Below are 23699 nucleotides of genomic sequence, written 5' to 3' on the forward strand. Positions count from 1 at the left end.
ACTCAGAAGTGAAACGCGGTAGCGCCGATGGTAGTGTGGCATTCGCCATGCGAGAGTAGGACACTGCCAGGCACCCAATTAAACGGTGATGTGAAGAATCACGTCACTGGCTGCGAGGATGACACCTCACTGACGCGGCAAACAATTTAGCGAAAGCTAACCGAATGCGGAGCGGTAGTTCAGTCGGTTAGAATACCGGCCTGTCACGCCGGGGGTCGCGGGTTCGAGTCCCGTCCGCTCCGCCACTAATTTGAAAGGCCTTCCCGTTTGGGAAGGCCTTTTTGCTATGGGCGTTCTTTACCCAGTGGCACACAGATTTGTACGCAAGAACGCACAAAAGCCCAGTCTCACGACCGAGTTTTGATGTTTTTAACCTGCTGGTGAGCTGCCGACATCCCACCGCGATCACAATACCTTCCCCTGTTGGCGATCTTGCTACTATTTCCACCTCTGTATCGCAGCACATTCCATCTTGGCCATATTGTTCCGCAGCGAACTGATAGAGCTTGATGATTAAATCAGACCATCTTGCAACGGTACGTCATCGCTTCCACTTGTTTGTGTAATCCCCTTTTTTGCTTATGGATTTATTCCAGTAAAACAGTCTCTTATCAAGAATGAGCTGTTCTGCGGCAGGAATACTACATGAATCAAATGATAATGATTATTGTTTGAATGATCGGGGCTGGGTCGTTACAATGCGGGCTGATTAATAAAGTGCTTTTCAAATGAGCCTTTTCTAATGCTGCGTCTGGCCGGATGCCAGGGCGTTGTAATGAGTGAAGTAAGGGAATACGTCACCTTCCTACTAATAATGTTCAGGCTAAAACATGACAACAGTGAAACCGAACAAGCTTGCCTTGCTGATCTGCTCCCTTCTTGCGACCCAGGCCTATGCTTCCGAACAAGAGGTGATGGTCGTCACCGCTTCCGGCTTCCAGCAGAAGATTGAAGACTCTGCCGCCTCCATCTCTGTGATTACCCGTGAGCAACTGCAAAAGCGGGCATATCGCGATGTGACCGATGCCCTGAAGGATGTTCCCGGTGTTGTGGTGACCGGCGGTGGCAGCAGCAGTGATATCAGCATTCGCGGTATGGGGTCGAAATACACCCTGATGCTGGTTGATGGCAAGAAGGTGGATAGCCGTGGCACTCGCCCGAACAGCGATGGACCCGGTATCGAGCAGGGCTGGCTGCCGCCACTGCAGGCGATTGAGCGCATTGAGGTCGTCCGTGGCCCCATGTCATCCCGTTATGGTTCCGATGCCATGGGGGGCGTGATTAACGTGATTACCCGAAAGACCACCGGCCTGGCTTGGCAGGGATCGGTTCATGCTGATTCGACCTTCCAGGAGAACAAGGATGCCGGCAATAGCTTCCAGACCGATGCCTATACCGCAGGTTCACTGATCGACGGCCTGTTGGGGCTGCGTTTCAACGGTCAACTTGCACATCGTGGTGAAGACAAATTTACCCAGGGTTTTGCCGAGCAAGAGACTCGCAGTGGCACGGCGGTGCTTAGCTTCAAGCCTGATGACCATAACCGCTTTGATCTGGAAGCCAGTCGCAGTCTGCAGGATCGGGATCGCACGGCCGGCAATTCGCTGGCTGCCAAGGCGAAAGATAGCCTTAACCGATACGAGCGCACCAACTATGCGCTGACCCATGATGGTCAGTATGATTTCGGCTCTTCCAGCAGCTATCTGCAGCAGGAGACCAACACCAATCCCGGCCGCCAGATGGAGCTCACCAACACCATCGCCGATACCCATACCCAGTTTATTCTGGGGGATCACTACCTGAGCGTCGGTGGGCAGTATCGTTATGAGGATCTGCACGATCAGGGCAATACCCTGAAAGTAGCCAACCCTGCCGAGCAGCTGACCCGCTGGAGTTGGGCGATGTTTGTCGAGGATGAGTGGTCACTTACTGACAGTTTTGCCCTGACAGGGGGCGCACGCATGGATCGAGACCAGAACTACGGTTCTCACTGGAGCCCGCGCCTCTACGGCGTTTGGCATCTGGATGATAGCTGGACCCTGAAAGGAGGCGTATCGACCGGTTACCGCTCTCCTGACTTGCGAATGTCGGCGGCCAACTGGGGTCAGGTCACCGGTGGTGGCAGCCTGGATGGTATGCTGGTCGGTAACCCGGACCTCAAACCCGAGACTAGCGTGAGTGAAGAGATCGGCCTGCTGTGGAACGGTCATCAGGGCTTCAACGCCGGGGTTACCCTGTTCAACACCGACTTCAAGAACAAGATATCCGAAGTGCGTCGTTGCACCAGCAAGAGCGATCCCGCCTGTACCCTCAATGGTCACAGCTATGACTTCATCAGTGATCGGGTCAACGTCGACAAGGCGAACATGCGCGGTGTCGAGGGGATGATGGATTGGGCCATCAATGAGAATTGGTCGGTCAGCTCCAGCTACACCTTTACCCAGTCCGAGCAGAAGAGTGGTCCACTGGCGGGTCATGCCCTCAACCAGATGCCCCGTCACATGTTCAACAGCAGTGTTGACTGGCAAACCACCGAGGATCTCAGCCTCTGGTCACGGGTAAACTTCCGTGGCGAGACCTCCGAGTACCTGAGTCGGGTCAAGATGGCGGAGGGGACTCCTTCCTATACCTTCTTTGACATGGGCCTGGTCTACAAGGCCAACAAGCATCTGGATCTGACCGCCGGGGTCTACAACCTATTCGACAAAACAGTGGATTACAGCAGCTATGGCACTGTGCTGGATGGTCGCCGCTACAACCTGGGCGTGACCTACAACTTCTGATAGGGAACCTGTTATGCGGCCGCCATCTTCCGATGGCGGCCGTTTTTATTGCACGTCCGTCAGGGGGCTATGCCTGATAGGGGCCGGCTTGCCAGGTATTGCGCCCCAGTCCCTTGGCCTGATACATGAGGGCGTCAGCCTGCCGCAGTAGCTGGTCGGCATCAGCCTCTCTCTCTGCGGCTACCCAGACTGCCCCGGTGCTGATGGAGAGGGTCACCTCGCCGCTGCTGGTGTGCAGGGTTTGCCGGTTGCTCTCCAGGCAGATCCGCTCGGCCCATTGCTCTGTCTCTGCCAGCGTGGCCAGCGGCAGCAGCAGGCAAAACTCTTCGCCGCCGATGCGGGCCAGCAGAGCCTCTTTGGGCAACAGGTTGGTCACAGTCGTGGCCAGCTTTTCCAGCAACAGATCCCCGATGCCATGACCAAAGCGGTCATTGGTCTCCTTGAAGTGATCCACATCGAACAGCAGCAGAGCACAGGACTCCCCGCTTGCCAGTCGTTGCTCCATGGCGGGCATGAATGCCCGTCGGTTGAGCAGGCCGGTCAGGGGGTCGGTACTGGCTTGTTTCTCCAGTCTGGCGTTGGCGCGGCTCAACTCGGTGGTGCGGCTGGCGACGGCGCGGCGCAGTTGCACTATGTAAGCCACCATGATCAATGCCCCAGCAAGCAGTAGCCAGGGACCGAGATGGATGGGGTAGACGGTTTCGACATGCATCCACTTGCGGATGATCCGCTCCCGATCGCTCTCTTTGAGCTTGGCGAACCCCTCTTCCAGCCGGTTTAACAGGGCAAGGTCGCCCTTTCTCACTGCAAAGCGGATCTGGTCAGTATAGAGGTGGCGAACCGGAATAAAGCGGGTGGGATCGTCGGAGGTATAGATGTAGAAGTTGGCGACCTGCAGATCGGCGATAAAGGCCTTTATGTCGCCCCGAAAGGCCGCCGCCAGCAGAGTGTCATTGTCGTCGAAGGTCTGCAGTCTGGTGCCGGGGCAGTAGCGTCTGGCGTAATACTCCTCGTAGCCACCGGCTACCACTCCGACCGTTTCATGGAGCAGGTAGTAGTGCACATCGGTGCCGCGCAATTCGCTCGAGAAGAAGAGCTGGGAGTCGAGCTGGGCGAGAGGCCGGCCATAGTCGAACAGTTTGTCCCGCTCCGGTGACCAGAGCAGTCCGGCGTGAACGTCCGCTTTCCCCTCATGGAGCAGGTCGAGGGAGCCTTGCCAGTCGACCAGCCTGAACTCGATCTTCTGGCCGGTCACCCGGGCATATTCACGCCACAAATCGATCAGCAGGCCATCCGGCTGGCCCGACTCATTGATATAGGAGAAGGGCTGCCAGGCTTTGGAGTTGGTAATGATGAGCGGTTCTTCCGGGGCTTTGGCCCAAGCAGGCAGGGCAAGGGCGAGCAGCAGGAGCCCCCACCCGATACTGACTATGACTCCTGTCCTGGAAGAGGCCATCCTTGCTCCAATCCGTTGCCGTATACCGTCCCGTGGTCACCGATTATCACCACCTTTCTCATCGAAGAACAAGCGCTCAAATGATGAAGTTTGCATGATGCAAACGGCGCCATGACAAGGCTGGCGGATAGAGTGACTACTTACAGCGGCAGGCTGATCCGCGCCTCCAGTCCCCCCTGTGGCCGATTGAGCAGAGTCAGCTCGCCGCCGTGCTGATGGACCAGAGTGCGGGCGATGGAGAGCCCCAACCCGACACTGCCGGACTCGGTGTTGCGCGCTTCATCGAGCCGCACGAACGGCTTGAACACATCCTCCAGCCGCGCCGGATCGATCCCCGGCCCGTTATCGCAGACCCGGATCAACAGCTCCTCCTTGCGCCGCTCCAGCGACACTTCTGCGCTGCCGGCATATTTGATGGCGTTGCCGATCAGATTCTGCAGCACCCGGCGCAGGGTGTTGGCCCGACAGGCGTAGACCTCTTTGCCCTCCGCCAGACAGGTGACCGGCTGGCCGGTATCGGCATAGTCATCGCACAGGCTGACCAGCAGGCTGACCAGATCCAGCTCGCGGGTAGCCTCCTGCTGCCCCTCCTCGCGGGCAAAGCTGAGGGTTGCCGCCAGCATCTGTTCCATCTGTTGCAGGGTCTGCTGGATGCGCTCCTTGTCCTCGCCATCGGCCAGAAACTCGGTGCGCAGCCGCAGGCTGGTGATGGGGGTGCGCAGATCGTGGGAGATGGCCGCCAGCATCCGGGTTCTGTCCTGCACGAAGCGGTCGAGTCGGGTGTGCATCCGGTTGAAGGCCTGAATCGATTCGCGGATCTCGGTCGGCCCCTCCTCTTTCAAGGGCTCGATATCCTCGCCCCGCCCTAGCCGCTCCGCATTGCCTGCCAGCTGCTTGAGCGGGCGGGTGGCACGGCGAAACAGCAGCACCATCAGCCCGATCACCAGACTGGCGACCAGCATCAGGTTGAGGGTGGTCTGCCACGACCAGCTGCCCGCCTCCTTGTCGACCAGCGAACTGAACTGCAGCCAGCCCCCCTGCGGCAGTTCGATGGAGCCGTAGAGCCGCATATCCCGCGGCGGGGGCGGTCCCTTGCGATCCCGCATCATGCGGGCATGATGTTCCCACGCCTTGCTGCGCTGGGTATCCTCCTTCAGTTCGGCACTGATCTCGACGGTGAGGCCGGGGGGATAGTTGAGGCGCGAGCGCACCAGCTGCTCGAAGCGGGGGCTGCGGTTATCCGGTTGCAGCGGCTCGTCAGAGAGGCGCAGCAGCAGGGTCTCGCTGCGGCTCGCCTTGAGGATCTCGTCATAGAGGGACGGGGGGGAGAGGGAGAGCAGCCTGACCACCGAGATGATCCGCTGCATGGCGTTGCGGCTGTTGACGAAGCCGAGCGCCTCCTCCCGATCCGTGCGGTATATCTGGATGCTGAGCAGCTGGATCAGGATCAGCCCCGCCAGCGCCACCAGAATGATCTGGCCGGTCAGCCCCTTGGGCCACATCCGTGCCCACAGTCGTCGCAAGGCTCCCACTGCTTAAACCTGCGTCACGTCGGCGGAGAACATATAGCCGCCACCCCAGATGGTCTTGATCAGCTCCGGATTCTTGGGATCCCGCTCCAGCTTGCGGCGCAGGCGGCTCACCAGGGTATCGATGGCGCGATCGAAGGCTACCGCCTCGCGGCCACGGGCCAGATCCAGCAGTTGATCCCGGCTCAGCACCCGTTGCGGGCGTTCGAGAAACACCTTGAGCAGATCGAACTCGGCGGTGGAGAGGCTCAGGCCCACCCCATCCTCATCGACCAGCTCCCGGCGATTGACGTCGAGCAGCCAGCGATCGAAGCGCAGATCCCGGGTCAGGGTCTCGGCGGCGTGCTGGGTCTCTGCCTGGGTGCGGCGCATCACCGCCTTGATGCGCGCCAGCAGCTCGCGCGGATTGAAAGGCTTTGCCAGATAGTCGTCGGCCCCCATCTCCAATCCGATGATGCGGTCGGTCTCTTCCCCCATGGCTGTCAGCATGATGATGGGCAGGTTCGATTTGACCCGCAGCTCGCGGCAGAGGGTCAGACCATCTTCACCCGGCATCATCAGATCCAGCACCAGCAGGTCGAACTCCCGCTCCTCCAGCAGTCGCTTCATCTCCTTGCCATCCCGGGCGCAGCTGACCCGCAGGCCGTGCTGTTCCAGAAAGCGTTTCAAGAGATCGCGGATCTCGCTGTGATCGTCGACCACCAGAATGTGGGTGTTGCCCTGGTTCATGAATACCTCCCCTGCTTGGCGTTGGCACGAGTATACGAAAATCCGCCCGGCGGTTTGTGTCAAAGTGTGCCAGATCCGCACGATGCCACACTCTGCTACAAAAAAGGGTGAGGCTGGCAAAGTTCAGACACCGATAGGGTGTTTACTTGAGGGCAAGGCAAGAGCGCCGAACCAGAATCATCCCTACAGGAGATAGACCATGAAAAAGCTGACCAAAACCCTGCTGACCGCCACCCTGATCCTTGGCCTGCCGCTGGGTGCCTATGCAGCCAGTGAAGCAGCCCCCACCGGCCAGCCCGGCGCCATGGTGGATTGCCCGATGGACGGTGGTGGCATGATGGGTGGTAAACACCACGGTGGTCGCCACGACAAGATGGCTCGTATGCAGAACATGACCCCGGAGCAGATCCAGGCCAACTTGCAGCAACGTTATGATCGCATCGAGGATCCTGCCAAGAAGGCGGAGTTCATCAAGAAGCTCAACGAGCGTGCCGCCGGTATGACCAAGCACGCCGAAGCGATGAAGCAGTTCGCCGAAGCGAACCAGTAACAGCGCCAGCTGTTATCAACCCAGGGGTGGCCGAGGCCACCCTTTTTGTGATCGTATCGATCCATTTTCGCTCGAATCCTTATCTTACTGTCGCTTATGTGAGCGATGGCAAACGCGCCGTGAGCGAATTGCAAGATAATGCCCGCTCATATAACAAGCTGCAGTTAGCAGTGGCCGGAAACAGGAGAGGGTATGGGTTGGGATCTGGGGACAATCAAGGGGCGATATACCGGCGTTTTTCTGGGATTCATGGTGGCGGTCTGTGTGCTGACCGTAATCGGCATCCAGTTATGGGTCAAACCCGAGCTGCAACGGGCGGGTGAGCAGAATCTGGTGCTGCGGGTCAGCGAGATTGCGACCGACATTCGCGATCAGCTCAACGGGGTGCAGAGCCAGTCACGCAGTATCACTCAGCTGGTTGCCCAACTGCCGAGTGAGCAAATCGATGCTGTTCTCCCTGCTCTGATCGATCAATATGGCAATGCCATGGTGTTTGGTGGCGGCATCTGGCCGATGCCGGATCAGCGGGAAGCCGGTCGCATCAAGTTCAGTACCTTCTTTCATCGGGATGGTGCCAACAAGCTGATCCCCAACACCTACTGGAACTCGGCCGAGGCGCCCAACTATTTCGAGCAGCCCTGGCACAGAGCCGGGCAGCAGGCGGCGAAAGGCATGTGTGTCTGGGCGGCGGCTTACAAGGATGGTGCCAGCCAACAGCCGCGAACCAACTGCGCCATGGGGATCTATCGTGACGGTTCCCTCTACGGAGTGTCCACCATCGATGTGACGCTGGGTTTCTTTAATGATCTGGTCGCCAAAAAAGAGCAGGAGATCGGTGGTCAGGTGATGATCGTCGAGGCCGACGGCAAGATCCTCAGCAAGAATGGTCGTTTGAGCGGGGATGTGGTGCTGGGCAACCTCTCATCTCACGGGGACTATCCCTTTGCCAGTGCCATCGCCAGCCTGCTGGGGCCGGGTAATGGCGCCGCGTTGCAGCGCACCACTTTTCAGGATCTGGGTGAAGAGCAGACATTGCTGATGCAGCCCATCGAAGGAACCCCTTGGCTGTTGGCGGCGGCGCTGCCGACCAGCACCCTGACCCACGACAGTCAGGAGGTGCTCAAGACGCTGGCAGCGATCCAGCTACCGCTGGTGGTGCTACTGTTTGCGCTGATGTTGATGGCCATCAAGCAGCTGGGCAGTCGACTCGACACCCTCAAGCAGAACATCGATGCGCTCTCGGCCGGGGATGCTGACCTGACAGCCCGGATCCGGGTCAAGGGGCACGATGAGCTGGACCATATCGCCCAATCGGTGAACCGCTTTATCGCCTATCTGCAGCAGATGATGTTGCAGGTGACCGAGACCACCGAGCTGATTACCCGTGAATTGGCCCAGCTGGATCAGCAGACGGGACAGGCCAGACGCATTCTCGGTGAGCATGCCGCCGAGACCGATCAGATAGTGACCGCCCTGACCGAGCTCAGCTCCACTGCCGACAGCGTGGCGCACCACGCGAGCGATTCTGCCAGCTTTACCGAGTCGGCCAATGGTCAGGCGATTCAGTCCCGCAAGGTGGTGGGTCAGGCCTCTGCCAGTGTGGCTGCGTTGATCGATGAAGTCGATCTTGCCGCGACCAAGGTATTGGGGATGCAGGAAGATGCCCGCAAGATCAGCAGTGTGCTCAGCGTGATCGGCGATATTGCCGCCCAGACCAACCTGTTGGCACTCAACGCGGCCATCGAGGCGGCGCGGGCCGGTGAGCAGGGGCGTGGTTTTGCCGTGGTGGCCGATGAGGTGCGAGCGCTGGCGGCGAGAACCCAGAATAGCACCGCCGAGGTGGGGAGCATGCTCTCCCGGTTGACGCAGGGGGTGGCCGAAGCCGTGGTGGCCATGGAGCACACCAAACAGAGCTGTCAGGCGGCGACCGAGAATACCGAGCAGGTGACCGGCGGGCTCGACAAGATGGCGGATGCTGTGGTGCAGATCAACGATCTGGGCACCCAGATTGCGACAGCGGCAGAGGAGCAGAGCCGGGTGACCGAAGAGATCAACCGCAACATGGTCACTATCCGTGACATGGTCAATCTGCTGGTGGATAACGGGCAGAATACCGAACAGAGTTCGGCCACCTTGCTGGAGTCCAATCGCCAGCTGGTGGCACTGGTGCATCGCTTCAAGGTGTAACAAACCGATAATGAAAGAGGGGGAGCCTGATGCTCCCCCTCTTGCTACCTGCGCCGGTGCGGGCGTGTCGCCCTTGTCCACCGGACGAGCGAAGTTAGCCCTGAGCCTTGTCGGTCAGGTCTACTTTCTTGACGGTTTCGCCTTCGAACTTGATAACCACGTTCTTCTTGGTCGCATCGGTATCTTTCAGCAGGGTCTTGGTGGTTTCTGCCAGCAGCGGAGAGGCCTTGTTCAGGGCTTCCAGATCATAGGTCCACACTTCCAGGCCGGATTCGGTCTTGGTGGAGGCCGGTGCGCCCAGCTTCTCTTTGATAGCCTGCTTGTTGGAGCCGCCTTCCTTGATATCCAGTGCCTGCTTGATGGCTTCGTTGGATGCGCTATCCACGGCACCGGATACGGCGGTATTGGCCGCATCTTTTACGCTGCTGGTGACGCTGTCGGTCAGCGAGTCCATCAGGCCAGCATTGGCAAACAGGGGCAGGGTGGTGAGGGCTACCAGCAAAGTCTTTTTCATTTTCTACAGCTTCCATGGGGTCAATGAGGCGGCTATGAAATCAGCAAAGATATTGGGTGTCAAGCGAGGCGCACAATTAACATTTCTGTTAACTGGGTCTCATTTTTCACCGACCGCAAACAGTTTTGGGATCTCCCGCACCAGCCAGCTCTTGGCCTTGCCCATGGTGTCTCGCCGCCAGGCCAGCACCACCTGCAACTGATGGCGATATTCGGGGCTGATCACCTTGAGCCGTCCGGCCCGGATGTCCTCCTCAATCCAGCTTTGCGGCATGGTGCCGACGCCGATACCCGCCAGCAGGGCGTCGCGTTTCTCCGCCATGGTGCTGACGGTGAGGCGCGGTTGCTTGTCCAGCAGGCGATAGGTGAGCACCGGCTTGCGCAGCGCCGAATCGGCCACCGCGATGGCGCGGTAGCGGCGCAGGGTTTCGTCTGCCAGTGGCTCCGGCTCCTGATGCAGCGGGTGATCGGGATGGGCGACGTAGAGCATTACCTCTTCTTTAAGCACCTGATGCTTGATGCCGGTCATCATGATATCGGGGTTGATCGAGGAGATAAGCAGGTCGGCGCGGCCATCTTCCAGACACTCCCAGCTGCCCGCCAGCACCTCGGCCCGCAGCCGTAGTCGGGTATCGGTCTGCTCGGCCAGCTTCTCCACCAAGGGGTAGAGGGCCTGCACCGGGACCAGCGCATCGACGGCGATGGTGATGTCGGTCTCCCAGCCGCGGGCCAGTGCCCGGGTCTCGCCCACCAGATGCTCGGCTGCCTCCAGCAGCACCCGACCGCGTTCCAGCAACATGCGGCCCGCCGGAGTGAACTTGGTGCGGTGGCCGCTGCGGTCAAACAGCATGGCATCCAGCTCGTCTTCCAGCTTCTGCACCGTATAGCTCAATGCCGAGGGCACCTTGCCCAGCTCGTCGGCCGCCGCCGCGAAGCTGCCACGGCGGTCGATGGCGTCCAGCACCCGGATTGCCTCCAGGGTCAGCGCCCGTTCCTTGTTCGATTCCTTGGCCATTTCATACCTTCAATTTTTTTGAACATGTTTGCCAGTTTATCTCGCTAACAAGTTAGGCCAAGTGTCTTTAATATTCAATCAACGCTTAGGCAGGAACGTCGAGCGGCCAAATATGCGGGAAGTTCCGCACTGTGACACACCAAATCGGTCTGTCTGATGTCGGTGAAAGAACAACACACTATTTGAATAACCTCTTGCATGGATGCATTGATTCTGGCCGAAGCGGCCTTGGCAATGACATATAAAACAAGAGATTGAATGAACATGAAAAACGTAATCAAGATGCTGGCCGTTGCAGGCCTGATGACCACAGGTTTCGCCAACGCTTCCGTACCGGCTGACTTCAACGCCATGCCCGGCGTGCTGTTTGTGAACTGGAATGCCACCGCCGCAATGGATGGCAAAGCCAATCCGATGCTGGAAGTACGTGACGAGTCTGGCGATCTGCTGGCATCAGTCCACGCCAACCTGACTGGCACCCAGCAGGTGCGGATCCCGAGCCGTACCCAGGGCAACCTGACCGTCAGCCTGGCTGGCCAGAGCAGCGAATACCGTATTCCGTTCGGCATCGGTGGTGGCAACCCCCGCTAAGTCGAACCCCGGATAGATGAGGAGCAGACCATGATGCAATTGAGAGCCGCAGAAGCGCGGGGCAAGGCCAACTTTGGCTGGCTGGACGCGCGCCACAGTTTCTCCTTCGGTCACTACTATGACCCGGAGTGGATGGGACACTCGGTGCTGCGGGTGATCAATCAGGATCTGGTTGCGCCGGGTGGCGGATTCGCCACCCACCCTCACGCCAATATGGAGATCCTCACTTGCGTGCTGCAAGGCACCATCGAGCACAAGGACAGCCTCGGCCATGCCGAGCAGATCCCGGCAGGGGATTTCCAGCTGATGAGTGCAGGCTGCGGGATCCGCCACAGCGAGTACAACCCCTCGCAGACGGATCCTCTCTCCCTGTTGCAGATCTGGATCGAGCCGAACGAGTTCGGCACGCCACCCGGGTATCAGCAGAAGAAGATCGAGTCCAGACCGGGCATGACGCTGGTGGCGTCACCGGATGGCGAGGCGGGATCGCTGCGGATCCGCCAACAGGCCCGCGTATGGCGGCTGGAACTGGCCCCGGGCGAGACGCTCGAATGGGCACAGGCTGGCCGACACGGTTACCTGCAGATGATTTCAGGGGAGCTGACCGCCAACGGTCTGGCTGCCCGACCCGGCGACGGGGTACTCAGTCGTGATGAATACCGGTGGGAGTTGGTCGCAACCAGTGCCACTCAAGCCCTGTTGTTTGACCTGCCCTGATTGGTCAGTGGCGATACGAGATAAATGAGGATAGTGAAATGGACAAGATGAAAGATGTTGCGCTGCTGGCGAGTCGTGTACTGCTGGCGCTGATGTTCGTGATGGCGGGCTGGAGCAAGATCGGCGGTTACGCCGGTACTCAGGGTTATATGGAAGCGATGGGCGTGCCGGGCTTTATGTTGCCGCTGGTGATCCTGCTTGAGCTGGGCGGTGGCCTTGCCATCGTGCTCGGTCTCTTTACCCGCAGCCTCTCCGTGCTGCTTGCCGGTTTCACCCTGATGGCCGCCTTTATTTTCCACTATCAGCCTGCCGAACAGATGCAGATGCTGATGTTTATGAAGAACGTGTCGGTGGCCGGTGGTTTCCTGGCGCTGGCGGCGGCTGGTGCGGGTGCCTTCAGTGTGGATGCCCGTTTCGGCAAAAACTGGTAATGCCCTGAAGAGTCAAGTTTTCCAATGCCTTTTGGCCGGTGCAACTGCACCGGCTTTTTTCTGTCTGCGTTTTCCGGGTCGGTGAGGCGGTGAGCCAAATCTGCGGCGCCCCTCATGGTTCGGCGGTTTGCCCGCCTGCTGGCCGCAAGAGCCTTTTGCATCTTCCCCCCCGATCCCCGACAATTCCCACTCCTGTGAAGTGACGGAAATGGCTCGTTTTTCCGGCGCTCATCCCCTCTTGTGAATTGGCGGGAGTCGTCCATGTTTACCCTCTACCACTCCAATCAGCTGGATCTGCTCAAGGAGCTGCTGGTCAACCATATCCGGCAGGCCCCTCTCTCTCACCCCTTCGATCGGGAGCAGATCCTGGTGCAGAGTCCGGGCATGGCCCAGTGGCTCAAGCTGGAGCTGGCCAAAGCCTTCGGCATCGCCGCCAATATCGACTTTCCGCTGCCCGCCAGCTTTATCTGGGAGATGTTCACCCAGGTGCTGGCGGATGTACCGCGCCAGAGCCCCTACAACAAGGGCTCCATGAGCTGGCAGCTGATGACCATTCTGCCCGCCTTGCTGGACAGGCCCGCCTTTGCGCCGCTCGCCGCCTATCTGGGCGGCGGAGATGAGGAGGATCCTGCCAAGGATCCCGAACAAGTGCGGTTGTGGCAGCTCTGCCAGAAGGTGGCGGATCTCTTTGACCAGTATCTGGTCTACCGGCCGGACTGGATCGCCCGTTGGGAAGAGGGGGACGGATTGAGTCAGGAGCTGGCCGGGGTGAGCGGTCAGGATTGGCAGCCGGAGCTGTGGCGCGAGCTGGTGGCCCGCACTCTGGTGCTCTCTCCGAGCGGCTACCATCGCGCCAACCTCTACGAGGAGTTTATCCACGAGCTGGCGCGCACCGCCGATCTGCCGGGCAAGCTGCCGCAGCGGGTCTTTGTGTTCGGCATCTCGGCGCTGCCGCCGCGCTATGTGGAGGCGCTGCTGGCCCTCGGCAGCCGGCCGGAGGTGGAGGTGCACCTGTTCGTCACCAACCCCTGCCGCTACTACTGGGGGGATCTGCTCGATCGCAAGACCTTGGCACGGTTGGAGAACAAGCTCAAACCCGGCACCGATATCGAGACCCTGCAGGGCCCCGCCAACCCGCTGCTCGCCTCCATGGGCAAGCTGGGGCGCGATTACCTGCATCAGCTGATGGAGCTGGAGGTGCCGCAAATCGAGGCTTTCGTTGATATCGACGAGGTGGATGCTAGGGGCAATGTCAGCCTGCTGCGCGCCATCCAGAAGGATGTGCTGGAGCTGGCCGAACGGGGCGCCGGTCAGTTCGATCTCGACAGCAGCCACCACAAGAGCCCGATCGATCCGGCGGATGGATCCTTGCAGATCCACGCCTGCCACGGCCCGATGCGGGAGCTGGAAGTGCTGCACGACCGGCTGCTGGCGCTGTTCGAGCAGGACCCGTCCCTCACCCCGAAAGATGTGGTGGTGATGATGCCGGATGTGAACAGCTACGGCCCCTACATTCAGGCGGTGTTTGGGGCGCGCGGCCAGATCCCGTTTGCGGTCTCGGATCGGGCGGCGAGTCAGGAAAGCCCGCTGCTGCAAAGCTTCCTCGCCCTGCTCAGGCTGCCCAACGCTCGTTTGGGGGCAGGGGAGCTGCTCGCCATTCTCGAGGTGCCCGCCGTGCTGCGCCGCTTCGAGCTGGATGACGACGAGTTCAACCAGCTGCGGGTCTGGGTGCAGGAGACCGGCATCCGCTGGGGGCTGGATGACGGCTACCCCGTGCGGTTCGATCTGCCGCCCATGTCCGGCAACAGCTGGCTGTTCGGCCTGCGCCGCATGCTGCTCGGTTTTGCCATGGGGGATGGCGAGCCAGTGGCGGGCATCCTGCCCTACGCCGATATCGAGGGTCAGCAGGGGCTGGCACTCGGCAAGCTCGCCTGGTTTGTCGATTCGCTGGCCGAGTTTCTGCCCCGTCTGCAACAGGCCCAGCCGCTGGCCGAGTGGAACGGCTGCTTGCTGGCGCTGCTGGAGCGCTTCTATCTGGCCGACGAGGATGAAGAGCGTCAGCTCCAGCTGATCCGCAGCCAGCTGGCCGAGTGGCAGACCCGGCTCGGTGAGGCCCGCTTCGAGCAGCCCATCACCGCCGATCTGTTGCAGGATTACCTCGGCAGCGTGCTGGGGGAGTCCCGCTCCAGCCAGCGCTTCCTCGCCGGTCAGGTCAACTTCTGCACCCTGATGCCGATGCGCTCCATCCCCTTCAAACAGGTCTGCCTGCTCGGCATGAACGACGGCGTCTACCCGCGCACCCTGGCTCCCATGGGGTTCGATCTGATGGCGGTGGCGTCGCGGCGCGGGGATCGCTCCCGTCGTGATGACGACCGCTATCTCTTCCTCGAGGCACTGCTCAGCGCCCAGCAGGGGCTCTACATCAGCTATCAGGGTTTCAGCGCACAAGACAACAGCGACAAGGTGCCGTCAGTGCTGCTGGCGGAGCTGATCGATTATGTGCGGCAGGGCTTTGTGCTGGCGGGGGATGAAAGCCTCGATGACGAAACCTCCGGCAAGCGGCTGCTCAACCACCTGATGGTGGCGCACCCGCTCACCCCCTACAGCCGCAACTACTTCTACCCGGAGCCGGGTTCACGCCTCTTTACCTATGCCGCCGACTGGCTGCCCGCCCTCAATCCGGTGCGCGGCGCCGCCAACTTCCAGAGTGGCGAGCTGCCGCTCCCCCCCGAATGGGGCAAGGAGCAGGGGTTGGAGCTGGCGGAGCTGCTGCGCTTCTATCGCCAGCCCACCAAATATTTCCTCAACCGCCGCCTCAAGGTGTGGTTTGAGTTGAACGAGGCAAACATCGAGGACAGCGAGCCGTTCGAGCTGGATGGCCTGCAACATTATCAGCTGAAAGATCTGCTGCTCGATGCCCATCTGGCAGAGGGGGATAGTCCAGAGCGGAGCGACAGCGTGAGCAAACGTCGCGAGCGGTTGCAGCTCACCGGCCTGCTGCCGCAAGGGTGGTTCGGCAGCCTGCTGCTGGACGATCTGGATGCCGAGATGGGCAAGCTGGCGGATCGGCTGCGGCCATGGGTTGCTGCCAATGAGTCAGAAAAGCAGGCGGTGGAGATCGATATCTCCCTGGCTCAGGGTCAGCTGCAAGGGTGGATCGACACCCAGAAGGGGCGTTTGCTGGTGGTCAAACCCGGCAGCTTCAACGGCAAGGATCTGCTGCTGGGCTGGATCCAGCACCTCTGCCTCTCATTGAGCGGCGCCCCCGGCGACACTCTGCTGTTCGACGCCAAACAGAGTCTGCGTCTGCCTGCTCTTGCTGCCGACGAGGCGCGCCCCAAGCTGGCGGCGCTGGTGGCGTGCTGGGCGCAGGGGATGAAGCGGCCGCTGCCGTTCTTCCCCAACACCGCCTGGGATTGGCTCAAGGCGATCGAGAAGGATCCGGACAAGCTGGAGGCGGCCGACAAGGCGGCCCTCACCCGTTTCAACGGCGGCTGGATGATCAATGGGGAGGGGCAAGACGTTTACGTTGCCCGCTGCTTCCCCGAACTCGATGACGAGGTGCTGGGGCAGTTGCAGGTGCTGGCCCGCGAACACCTGACCCCGCTGCTCAAGACCCTGGAGGAGCTGAAATAATGGCTAACCCGCTCAATACCCTGCGTTTTCCCCTCCATGGTGAACGACTGATCGAAGCCTCCGCCGGTACCGGCAAGACCTACACCATCGCCGGTCTCTACCTGCGCCTGCTGCTGGGCCACGGCCCGCTCATCGAAGAGGGGGCTGATGCCGGTCAGCCGAGTGCCCACGAGCGGCCGCTCTCGGTGACCGAAATTCTGGTGGTGACCTTTACCGAAGCGGCCACCGCCGAGCTGCGCGGACGGATCCGCGGCCGCATCCACGAGGCGCGGCTCGCCTTTATGCGCGGCCATAGCAATGATGCCCTACTGGCCCAACTGTTGGCAGAGGTGGCGGATCACGAACTGGCGGCCCGCCGCCTGCTGGCCGCCGAGCGGCAGATGGACGAGGCGGCGGTCTTTACCATCCACGGCTTCTGCCAGCGGATGCTGAAACAGAACGCCTTCGAGTCGGGCGCCCTCTTTGAAACCGAATTTCTCACCGACGATAGCCAGCTCAGGTTGCAGGCGGTGAGCGACTACTGGCGCGCCGAGTTCTATCCGGTGGATAAAACCCTCGCCAGCGCGGTGCGTGCGCTCTGGCCGAGCCCCGCCGCCCTGCTGCGGGAGATGGGCAGCTGGCTCGACAACAGCGAGCTGGAGATCCACCCCGCGTTGGGGGACGAGACCCTCGCCGCCCGCCATCAGGCGGCCATGAGCCGCATCGCTGCGGTGAAGCGCGAATGGCTGGCGCAGATGGACGAGATCCGCCGCCAGACCGACGGCCAGATTAGCCGCTACACCGGCAAGAACTACGAAGGGTGGCTTGCCAAGATAGCCGATTGGGCGCAGGACGAGAGCAGTGGCTACGCCATTCCCAAGGAGCTGGAGCGCTTCGGCCAGACGATGCTGGAGGAAAACCTCAAGAAGGGGGGCGCGGTGCCGACCCTGCCGCTGTTCAGCCAGATCGATGAACTGCTGGCGAGCCGCCCCGGTATTCGGGATCTGATCCTGCAGCGGGCCGCCAAGGTGGTGCGCAGCCGGATGCAGGCCAGCAAGCGTCAAGCCCATCAGCTCTCGTTCGATGACCTGCTCAAGGATCTCGACGGGGCGCTCGGTTCCAGCCTGGGCGAGCGGCTCTGCGAGCGCATTCGCGCCACCTACCGGGTGGCAATGATCGACGAATTTCAGGATACCGATCCCCAGCAGTACCGCATCTTCCATCGGCTTTACGGCGGCCACACAGACACGGCGCTCTTGATGATCGGCGACCCCAAGCAGGCCATTTACGGCTTTCGCGGCGCCGACATCTTTACCTACATTCAGGCGCGGCGAAATGTGAGCGCCCACTACACCCTCGGGCGCAACTGGCGCTCCAGCAGTGCGCTGGTGGGGGCGGTCAACGGCCTGTTCGAGCGGGCCAAGGATCCCTTTATCTACGAGGCGGATATCCCCTTTCTGCCGGTGGAGGCCCAGGGCAAGAGCAAGGCGCTGCTGCTCGATGGCGAAGCCGCTCCAGTGCTCCACTGCTGGCAGCTGACCGGCCAGCCCACCTTCAACCGGGGGGATTACCAGAGCAAGATGGCCCGCGCCACCGCCGCCGAGATCCACCGCCTGCTGACCTTGGCCCGCGAGGGCAAGGCATTGATCGGTGATCAGGCGGTGAAGTCCGGAGATATCGCCGTGCTGGTGCGCACCGGCGCCGAGGGCAAGCTGGTGCAGCAGGAGCTGGCGCGCCTCGCCATCGCCTCCGTCTATCTGTCGAACCGCGAGAGCGTGCTGGAGCAGACGGAGGCGCGGGAGATTTTGCTGATTTTGCACGCCTGCCAGAACCCGAGCGAAGAGCGCAGCCTGCGGGCGGCGCTGGCGACCGGCCTGTTTGATCTGGATGCCAAGGCGCTCGATGGGCTGGCCAGCGACGAGCGGGCGTGGGAGAGCGCGGTGCAGGAGTTTATGGAGTACCGCAAGATCTGGCACCGTCGTGGCGTGCTGGCCATGTTGCGGGCCCTGCTGCACCGGCGCAATCTCGCCTCTTCGCTTTTGGCGAGCCCCTATGGCGAGCGGCGGCTGACCAACTTCCTCCATCTTGGCGAGCTGCTGCAACAGGTGAGCAGCGAGCTGGATGGCGAATATGCCCTGCTGCGTTGGTTGGGGGAGGCGGTGAGCCGCCCCAACGGGCAGGATGCGGAGCAGGTACTGCGCCTCGAATCCGAGCGGAAATTGGTGCAGATCGTCACCATCCACAAATCCAAGGGGCTGGAGTACCCGCTGGTGTTCCTGCCCTTTATCTGCAGCCACAGAACCGCCGAGACCCCGCTCTATCACGAGGCGGACGAGGCGGGCAATCGCACTATTCTCGATCTGACCGGCGCCGACTCATCGCTCGCAGAAGCGGACAGGGAGCGCCTTGCCGAAGATTTGCGGCTGCTCTACGTGGCGCTGACCCGGGGCGTCTACGCCACCTGGCTGGGGCTGGCGCCGGTGCGGGCGGGGGCGGGCAAGTCGGAGAAGACCGACCTGCACCACACCGCCATCGGCTACCTGTTGCAAAAGGGCGAAGAGGGGGATGCACAGACGCTGGCGACCGCGCTGACCGAGCTGTCGCAGGCGCTGCCCGGGGTGGCCGTCGGTGAGCCCTCGCTCACCCGTCCGGCCCCGCTGCCGCCAGAGGAGGAGCAGTTGGGCGAGCCGCAGGTGCGCCACTTTAGCGGTTCCCTTGAGCGGGACTGGTGGATCAGCTCCTACTCCGGGCTGGCGGCGCAGGGGCACGGTCACAGCAAGGGCGTGCTGGCCAATCCCGGCTTCGATGACGAGGTCGTCACCGAGGCGGCTGCGCTGGCTTCCGAGCAACCGGAGGAGGCGCCCCAGCCCTCCATCTTCACCTTCCCGAAAGGGGCGCGCCCCGGCACCTTGCTGCACAGCCTGTTCGAGACCATCGACTTTCAAAGCGCCGCTGGCGAGCCGCTGGCGGAGCATATTGCCACCTTGCTGGCGCAAGATGGCTTCGACGAGAGCTGGGCTCCCGTGCTGCAACAGCAGGTGGAGGCGGTGCTCGATACTCCGCTCGATACCGGCTTTGGTGATCCGGTGCGGCTGCGGGATCTGGCCCCCGAGCGCAAACAGGTGGAGCTGGAGTTCTTCCTGCCCATGGGGCGGGTGACGGCACCGGCGCTGACCGCGCTCTGCCAGCAGCACGACCCGCTATCGCGGGGCAACAAGCCGCTCAGCTTTGCCACAGTGCAGGGGATGCTCAAGGGCTTTATCGATCTGGTGTTCGAGTGGCAGGGGCGCTGGTATCTGCTCGACTACAAATCAAACCACCTCGGCATGAGCTCGGCCGATTACAGCCGTCCGGCGCTGGAGCAGGCGATGGCGGAACACCGCTACGACCTGCAATACCAGCTCTACTCGCTGGCGCTGCACCGGCTGCTCACCCTGCGCCTGCCGGGTTACGACTTCGAGCAGCACTTTGGCGGCGTTTTCTATCTGTTCCTGCGCGGCATGCCGCAGGGGGGCATTTTCCATACCCGCCCGAGCCGTGAACTGGTGCTGGGGCTGGATAAGTTGTTTAGCGAAGGCAGTGAGCCGTCAACAGCGGGATCCCAAGCATTGAACGAGGTAGAAGCATGAGCGGCACCATGATCAGCACCGCAACCAGCGCAATGATGGTTGAACGGTTGAAAACACTGGCGCTGGCTGGCCGCATCCGCCAGCTGGATCTGCAATTTGCCAAGCTGGTGGCCGACCTTGGCGGCAGCCCCGAGCTGGTGCTGGGGGCGGCGCTCACCTGCTTCGAGCTGGGGCGTGGCCATGTCTGCCTGCCGCTGGAGATGCTGGCGAACGGATCTTTACGCCCGTTCGGGCTGGATCCCCAGCAGAGCCGGGATCTGCTGCTGGATCTGGCGGATCCTGCCCGCTGGCCCGCTCTGTTTGCGGCAAGCCCGCTCGTTGGTACGGAACAGGATGAGGGGCCTGCCCCGCGCTGGCCGCTGCGGCTGTGGCACGGGCGGCTCTATCTCACCCGTTACCACGACTTTGAACTGGGGGTAGCCCGCCATCTGCGCGCGTTGAGCGAGCGAGCCGAATGGCCGGAGATTGCCCCGGCCCTGTCGCGGCTGTTTGCCCGCGACTATGGGTTGGTGTTCGCGGCGTTGCTCAAGGCCCGCCTCGCCCCCGACTTCTCGGCCCGCCACTTTACCCTGAAGTATCTCGATCTGGTGTGCCCGAACGAGGTGGATTGGCCCGCCATCGAAGGGCTGCTGGCCAGCGCCCAGGCAGCGAGCGACTTGAGCAAGCTGGATGCGCTGGTGCCCGAGGCGCTCTGCTGCAACGGCCAGAAGCTGGCGGCGGCCACCGCGGCGGCGCGCCCCTTTGCGGTGATCTCCGGCGGCCCCGGCACCGGCAAGACCACCACGGTCGCCAAGCTGCTCGCCATTCTGGTGGAGACCGGCCTGCAAGCGGGCAAGGCCCCGGCGATCCGGCTGGTGGCCCCCACTGGCAAGGCGGCGGCGCGCCTCACCGAGAGTATCGGCTCTGCCCTGCAGGCCCTCGATCTGCCTCCCGAATGGGTCGAAGCGATCCCCACCGAGGCGGGCACCTTGCACCGGCTGCTCGGGGTGATTCCGGGGCGCAGCCAATTCCGCCACCACGCAGGCAACCCGCTGCACCTCGACCTGCTGGTGGTGGATGAGGCCTCCATGGTCGATTTGCCGATGATGGCTCGCCTGCTCGATGCGCTGCCCAGCCACGCCCGCCTGATCCTGCTCGGCGACAAGGATCAGCTCGCCTCGGTGGAGGCGGGGGCCGTGCTCGGCGATATCTGCAGCTTTATCGAACAGGGCATCAGCCCGGCGCAGGCGGAGTGGCTATCCCGCCAGACCGGCTACCGCTTGCAGGGCTCGCCCGCAGGGGCGCCGGTGCGCGACAGCCTCTGCTTGCTCTCCAAGAGCTGGCGCTTTGATCAGCATTCGGGCATCGGTCAGCTGGCGCGCGCCTGCAACAGCGGCGATGCCACGGCGGTGGAATCAGTCTGGGGCGCAGGATTCGCCGATATCAGCCTGCACCCCTGGGCGGGAGAGGCCTACGACGCCCTGATTGCTCAGGGGGTAGCCGGTTACGGCAGCTATCTGAAGGCGGCCCGCGCGGGGGAAGCTCCTGCCGCCGTGTTCAAGGCATTCAACAGCTTCCAGATCCTCTGCGCCCTGCGCGATGGCCCGTTCGGCGTGCTGGGGCTAAACGAGCGGCTCGAACTGGCCCTGTCACGGGCTGGCCTGATCGCCCGCGATGGCGACTGGTATGCCGGTCGCCCGGTAATGGTGGTGCGCAACGACCACGGGGTCGGCCTCTACAACGGTGATATGGGGCTCTGCCTGCCCGACGAAACTGGCCGGTTAAAGGTATGGTTTGAGCAGCCGGATGGCACCCTGCGTGCCCTGTTGCCCAGCCGCTTGCCGCCCCACGAGACGGTCTACGCCATGACCATCCACAAATCCCAGGGCTCGGAGTTTGCCCATACCGTGCTGGTGCTGCCCGACAGCCCCAGCCCGCTGTTGACCCGCGAGCTGGTCTATACCGGCATCACCCGCGCCAAGGCGAAACTCGATCTCTACGGCGATCGCGCCCTGTTGGCACAAGCGGTACGGAAAAAGACCGAACGTTATTCCGGATTGGCGGAGAGGTTGGGGGAGTGATTGATGGCGGCGGTAAAGGGAGTTGCCGCCGTCAACGTATGTTTTTAGGAGTGGAAAATTATTGCTCATTCATCTCTTTGAGCAGTCGCCCCCAAAGAGGTTTTAATTGCCTTTTAATCGCATTAGAACCCATTATATTTGCCGCTTTATGGCCATATGTGATGAAATTTCGCTTGCTTAAATGCGAGTAACGCTCATAAATTTTCTTCTTAAATAGTGGTGTTTTCGCTACACCATTTTTCTCTTCAATAAGGTTGGCTTTTTGATGCGTCTTTTTAGCTAACCTAACCCCAGCTTTCATTCTGCCCGAAAACCTAGCTAGTGCCGCCGATCTAAGTAGCTTTCTTTCACCATCAAAAATAAAGCCTAAGTACTGTAGTGGCTTGTCACATTTTTGAACCCCACGGCATGTATGGAAAGTTCTAATCTCAGTTTTTTTATCATTTATTTCTATTTTTAGCTCGGAGATACTTTGTGTTACCAGAGAGATTAATTCACGGGTTTTATCACTGTCGATGATAAAAAGCATATCATCACAGTAACGATAGTATTCTCCTGAAATAGATGTCACTATGTCTTTTATTTTCTTGTCGAAATCTAGCATGTATATATTAGACAGAAGAGCACTTATAGATGTTCCTTGTGGTATGCCTCTTCCAGTCGAGTTGGTTTCTATTAACCCAAGACCTCGAACTTTCTCTCTGAATGTTTTTATATTGCAAAGTCTTAATCCTGCAGCTTTGGGATTGTTTCTCGATATTTTAAGTGCTGTATACAATAGGTCTCTATTGACCACAGATGATTTAGTTAGAGACCTGTATATATTAAAATGATCATTTGGTAATGAGTGTTCTTGGAGTAATTTGCACCACATTGATTTGAGTATTTCATGATCTAAATTATCAAAGAAACCAGATATATCCATCGCGATTGCAGTGCAATCACCATGAGCCTTTATTTTTTCAAAGGCAATGTTAGCAAAATCAATATTACTTTTCCCAAGAGATCTGAAAGCAAGTACAGATTCTTCTAATTGCGACTCAGAGAGAGCTTTTTCATATAAATCAGAGAGTAACCCTGCATAGTAAGAGTAAATGTGAGAGTCGATATGTGATGCGTATGAGATTGGTCTTGTTTTTATTTTCTTTTGAACATTACCATCTTTGTCTATTGATATTTTAAGGCTTTGTATATTCAGGGTGAGAGCGTGAACATTTTGTTAAATTTCACCCAGTTTTTTGAGACCCGCATTGAGTACCGTTTCCAGATATTCACTGCTCATTCCTGCGATTTTTTGCTTCCGTCTTACGCTCGCCTTGCGTGAAGTCTCGGCCCTGAGCATGTTCAGCCCCATGTGCCGGATGCACGCCAAAATCTCTGCGGCATCACCGCGATAAATCGGGCAATCATCCTCGCCCATCGTGACGTCCAGCACCCAGTGCAGGCTATTTTCGATGGCCCAGTGCCCACGCACCGCTCGCGCAAACTCATCCTGCACCAACGCTTTGGAACTGATGAAATAACGCTGCTCTATGGTAATTTTTTGCATATTTTCAACGCGATAGGAGATGGCCACGCCAATGCTGTGCAACTGTTTCCAATGAGGAAACTGGGCGGCCAACTCGCCCGCCGCCATGACATGGTACTCACGACCATCGATGCGGCCATGAGCCTTCTCAAGCGTCATCGTCTCTGCGCATAACGGGGTGGCCGCCAGCGGGGCGAGGGCCTGTCGAACCGCCTCGAACAACTTGGGTTGGTTGCCTTTGACGGCCAATAAGTAATCGCCACCTTGCTGAAGGATGGTCTCGGCGATCTCGGTCTGGCACCCCATCGCATCGATGGATACCAGGCAGCCTTTGATGTCGAGCAGCGCCAGCAACTCGGGAATAGC

At 60.3% G+C, this 23699-nt stretch carries 15 protein-coding genes, 1 tRNA gene and 1 pseudogene; 10 read left to right on the top strand and 7 right to left on the bottom strand.

Annotated elements, in window-relative coordinates; all coding sequences use genetic code 11:
* Window positions 1–168 precede the first annotated feature (168 nt).
* Window positions 169–245 (top strand) — tRNA-Asp (locus AB5Y97_RS00675).
* Between the two features lie 585 nt (window positions 246–830).
* Entirely contained in the window at window positions 831–2783 is a 1953-nt protein-coding gene (locus AB5Y97_RS00680) for a ligand-gated channel protein (protein WP_368157058.1), read from the top strand.
* 67 nt (window positions 2784–2850) lie between these two features.
* Here the strand turns inward: AB5Y97_RS00680 and AB5Y97_RS00685 are convergent, their stop codons facing one another.
* From AB5Y97_RS00685 to AB5Y97_RS00695, 3 genes are all read right to left on the bottom strand, one after another.
* Window positions 2851–4239: a transporter substrate-binding domain-containing protein gene (locus AB5Y97_RS00685; RefSeq protein ID WP_368157060.1), complete on the bottom strand. Its 1389-nt coding sequence runs from the start codon at window positions 4237–4239 to the stop codon at window positions 2851–2853.
* A 140-nt stretch (window positions 4240–4379) separates the two neighbouring features.
* Window positions 4380–5741: an ATP-binding protein gene (locus AB5Y97_RS00690; RefSeq protein ID WP_021231762.1), complete on the bottom strand. Its 1362-nt coding sequence runs from the start codon at window positions 5739–5741 to the stop codon at window positions 4380–4382.
* A gap of 33 nt (window positions 5742–5774) precedes the next feature.
* Window positions 5775–6497, bottom strand: coding sequence for a response regulator (locus tag AB5Y97_RS00695; protein WP_368157062.1), 723 nt, complete (start codon window positions 6495–6497; stop codon window positions 5775–5777).
* A gap of 199 nt (window positions 6498–6696) precedes the next feature.
* Here AB5Y97_RS00695 and AB5Y97_RS00700 point away from each other — a divergent pair, with 199 nt between their 5' ends.
* Together AB5Y97_RS00700 and AB5Y97_RS00705 are read left to right on the top strand one after the other, a co-directional pair.
* Window positions 6697–7047, top strand: coding sequence for a hypothetical protein (locus AB5Y97_RS00700; protein WP_005355311.1), 351 nt, complete (start codon window positions 6697–6699; stop codon window positions 7045–7047).
* 192 nt (window positions 7048–7239) lie between these two features.
* Window positions 7240–9234 (top strand): methyl-accepting chemotaxis protein, encoded by a 1995-nt coding sequence (locus AB5Y97_RS00705; RefSeq protein ID WP_368157064.1) that lies wholly within the window; start codon window positions 7240–7242, stop codon window positions 9232–9234.
* Window positions 9235–9328: 94 nt separating this feature from the next.
* Here the strand turns inward: AB5Y97_RS00705 and AB5Y97_RS00710 are convergent, their stop codons facing one another.
* Together AB5Y97_RS00710 and AB5Y97_RS00715 are read right to left on the bottom strand one after the other, a co-directional pair.
* Window positions 9329–9748: a hypothetical protein gene (locus tag AB5Y97_RS00710; protein ID WP_368157066.1), complete on the bottom strand. Its 420-nt coding sequence runs from the start codon at window positions 9746–9748 to the stop codon at window positions 9329–9331.
* 99 nt (window positions 9749–9847) lie between these two features.
* Entirely contained in the window at window positions 9848–10762 is a 915-nt protein-coding gene (locus AB5Y97_RS00715; RefSeq protein WP_111806278.1) for a LysR family transcriptional regulator, read from the bottom strand.
* 258 nt (window positions 10763–11020) lie between these two features.
* On the opposite strand from AB5Y97_RS00715, the gene AB5Y97_RS00720 reads away from it, so the two are divergent.
* The 6 genes from AB5Y97_RS00720 (at window position 11021) to recD (ending at window position 21805) form a co-directional block, all read left to right on the top strand.
* Window positions 11021–11353: a hypothetical protein gene (locus AB5Y97_RS00720; RefSeq protein WP_139692293.1), complete on the top strand. Its 333-nt coding sequence runs from the start codon at window positions 11021–11023 to the stop codon at window positions 11351–11353.
* Between the two features lie 30 nt (window positions 11354–11383).
* Complete coding sequence (locus AB5Y97_RS00725; protein WP_368157069.1) at window positions 11384–12070, top strand: pirin family protein; 687 nt, start codon at window positions 11384–11386, stop codon at window positions 12068–12070.
* Between the two features lie 38 nt (window positions 12071–12108).
* Complete coding sequence (locus tag AB5Y97_RS00730; RefSeq protein ID WP_368157071.1) at window positions 12109–12501, top strand: DoxX family protein; 393 nt, start codon at window positions 12109–12111, stop codon at window positions 12499–12501.
* Between the two features lie 261 nt (window positions 12502–12762).
* Window positions 12763–16137, top strand: a complete 3375-nt coding sequence (recC, locus tag AB5Y97_RS00735) for an exodeoxyribonuclease V subunit gamma (RefSeq protein ID WP_368157073.1) — start codon at window positions 12763–12765, stop codon at window positions 16135–16137.
* The gene (recB, locus tag AB5Y97_RS00740) at window positions 16137–19745 is read left to right on the top strand and encodes an exodeoxyribonuclease V subunit beta (protein ID WP_368157075.1); all 3609 of its coding nucleotides are present in this window, start codon (window positions 16137–16139) and stop codon (window positions 19743–19745) included. The genes recC and recB overlap by 1 nt, the downstream gene beginning before the upstream one ends.
* Entirely contained in the window at window positions 19742–21805 is a 2064-nt protein-coding gene (gene recD, locus AB5Y97_RS00745; RefSeq protein ID WP_201948412.1) for an exodeoxyribonuclease V subunit alpha, read from the top strand. Before recB ends, recD begins: the two co-directional genes overlap by 4 nt.
* A 58-nt stretch (window positions 21806–21863) precedes the next feature.
* Here recD and drt2 read toward each other — a convergent pair whose 3' ends face one another.
* Window positions 21864–23003 (bottom strand): antiviral reverse transcriptase Drt2, encoded by a 1140-nt coding sequence (gene drt2, locus AB5Y97_RS00750; RefSeq protein WP_368157077.1) that lies wholly within the window; start codon window positions 23001–23003, stop codon window positions 21864–21866.
* A 21-nt stretch (window positions 23004–23024) separates the two neighbouring features.
* Window positions 23025–23699 (bottom strand): annotated as a pseudogene (locus tag AB5Y97_RS00755) (ISAs1-like element ISAs12 family transposase); the annotation flags it as partial.

The sequence above is a fragment of the Aeromonas sp. R10-2 genome, assembly GCF_040908445.1.
Taxonomy (GTDB): domain Bacteria; phylum Pseudomonadota; class Gammaproteobacteria; order Enterobacterales; family Aeromonadaceae; genus Aeromonas; species Aeromonas veronii.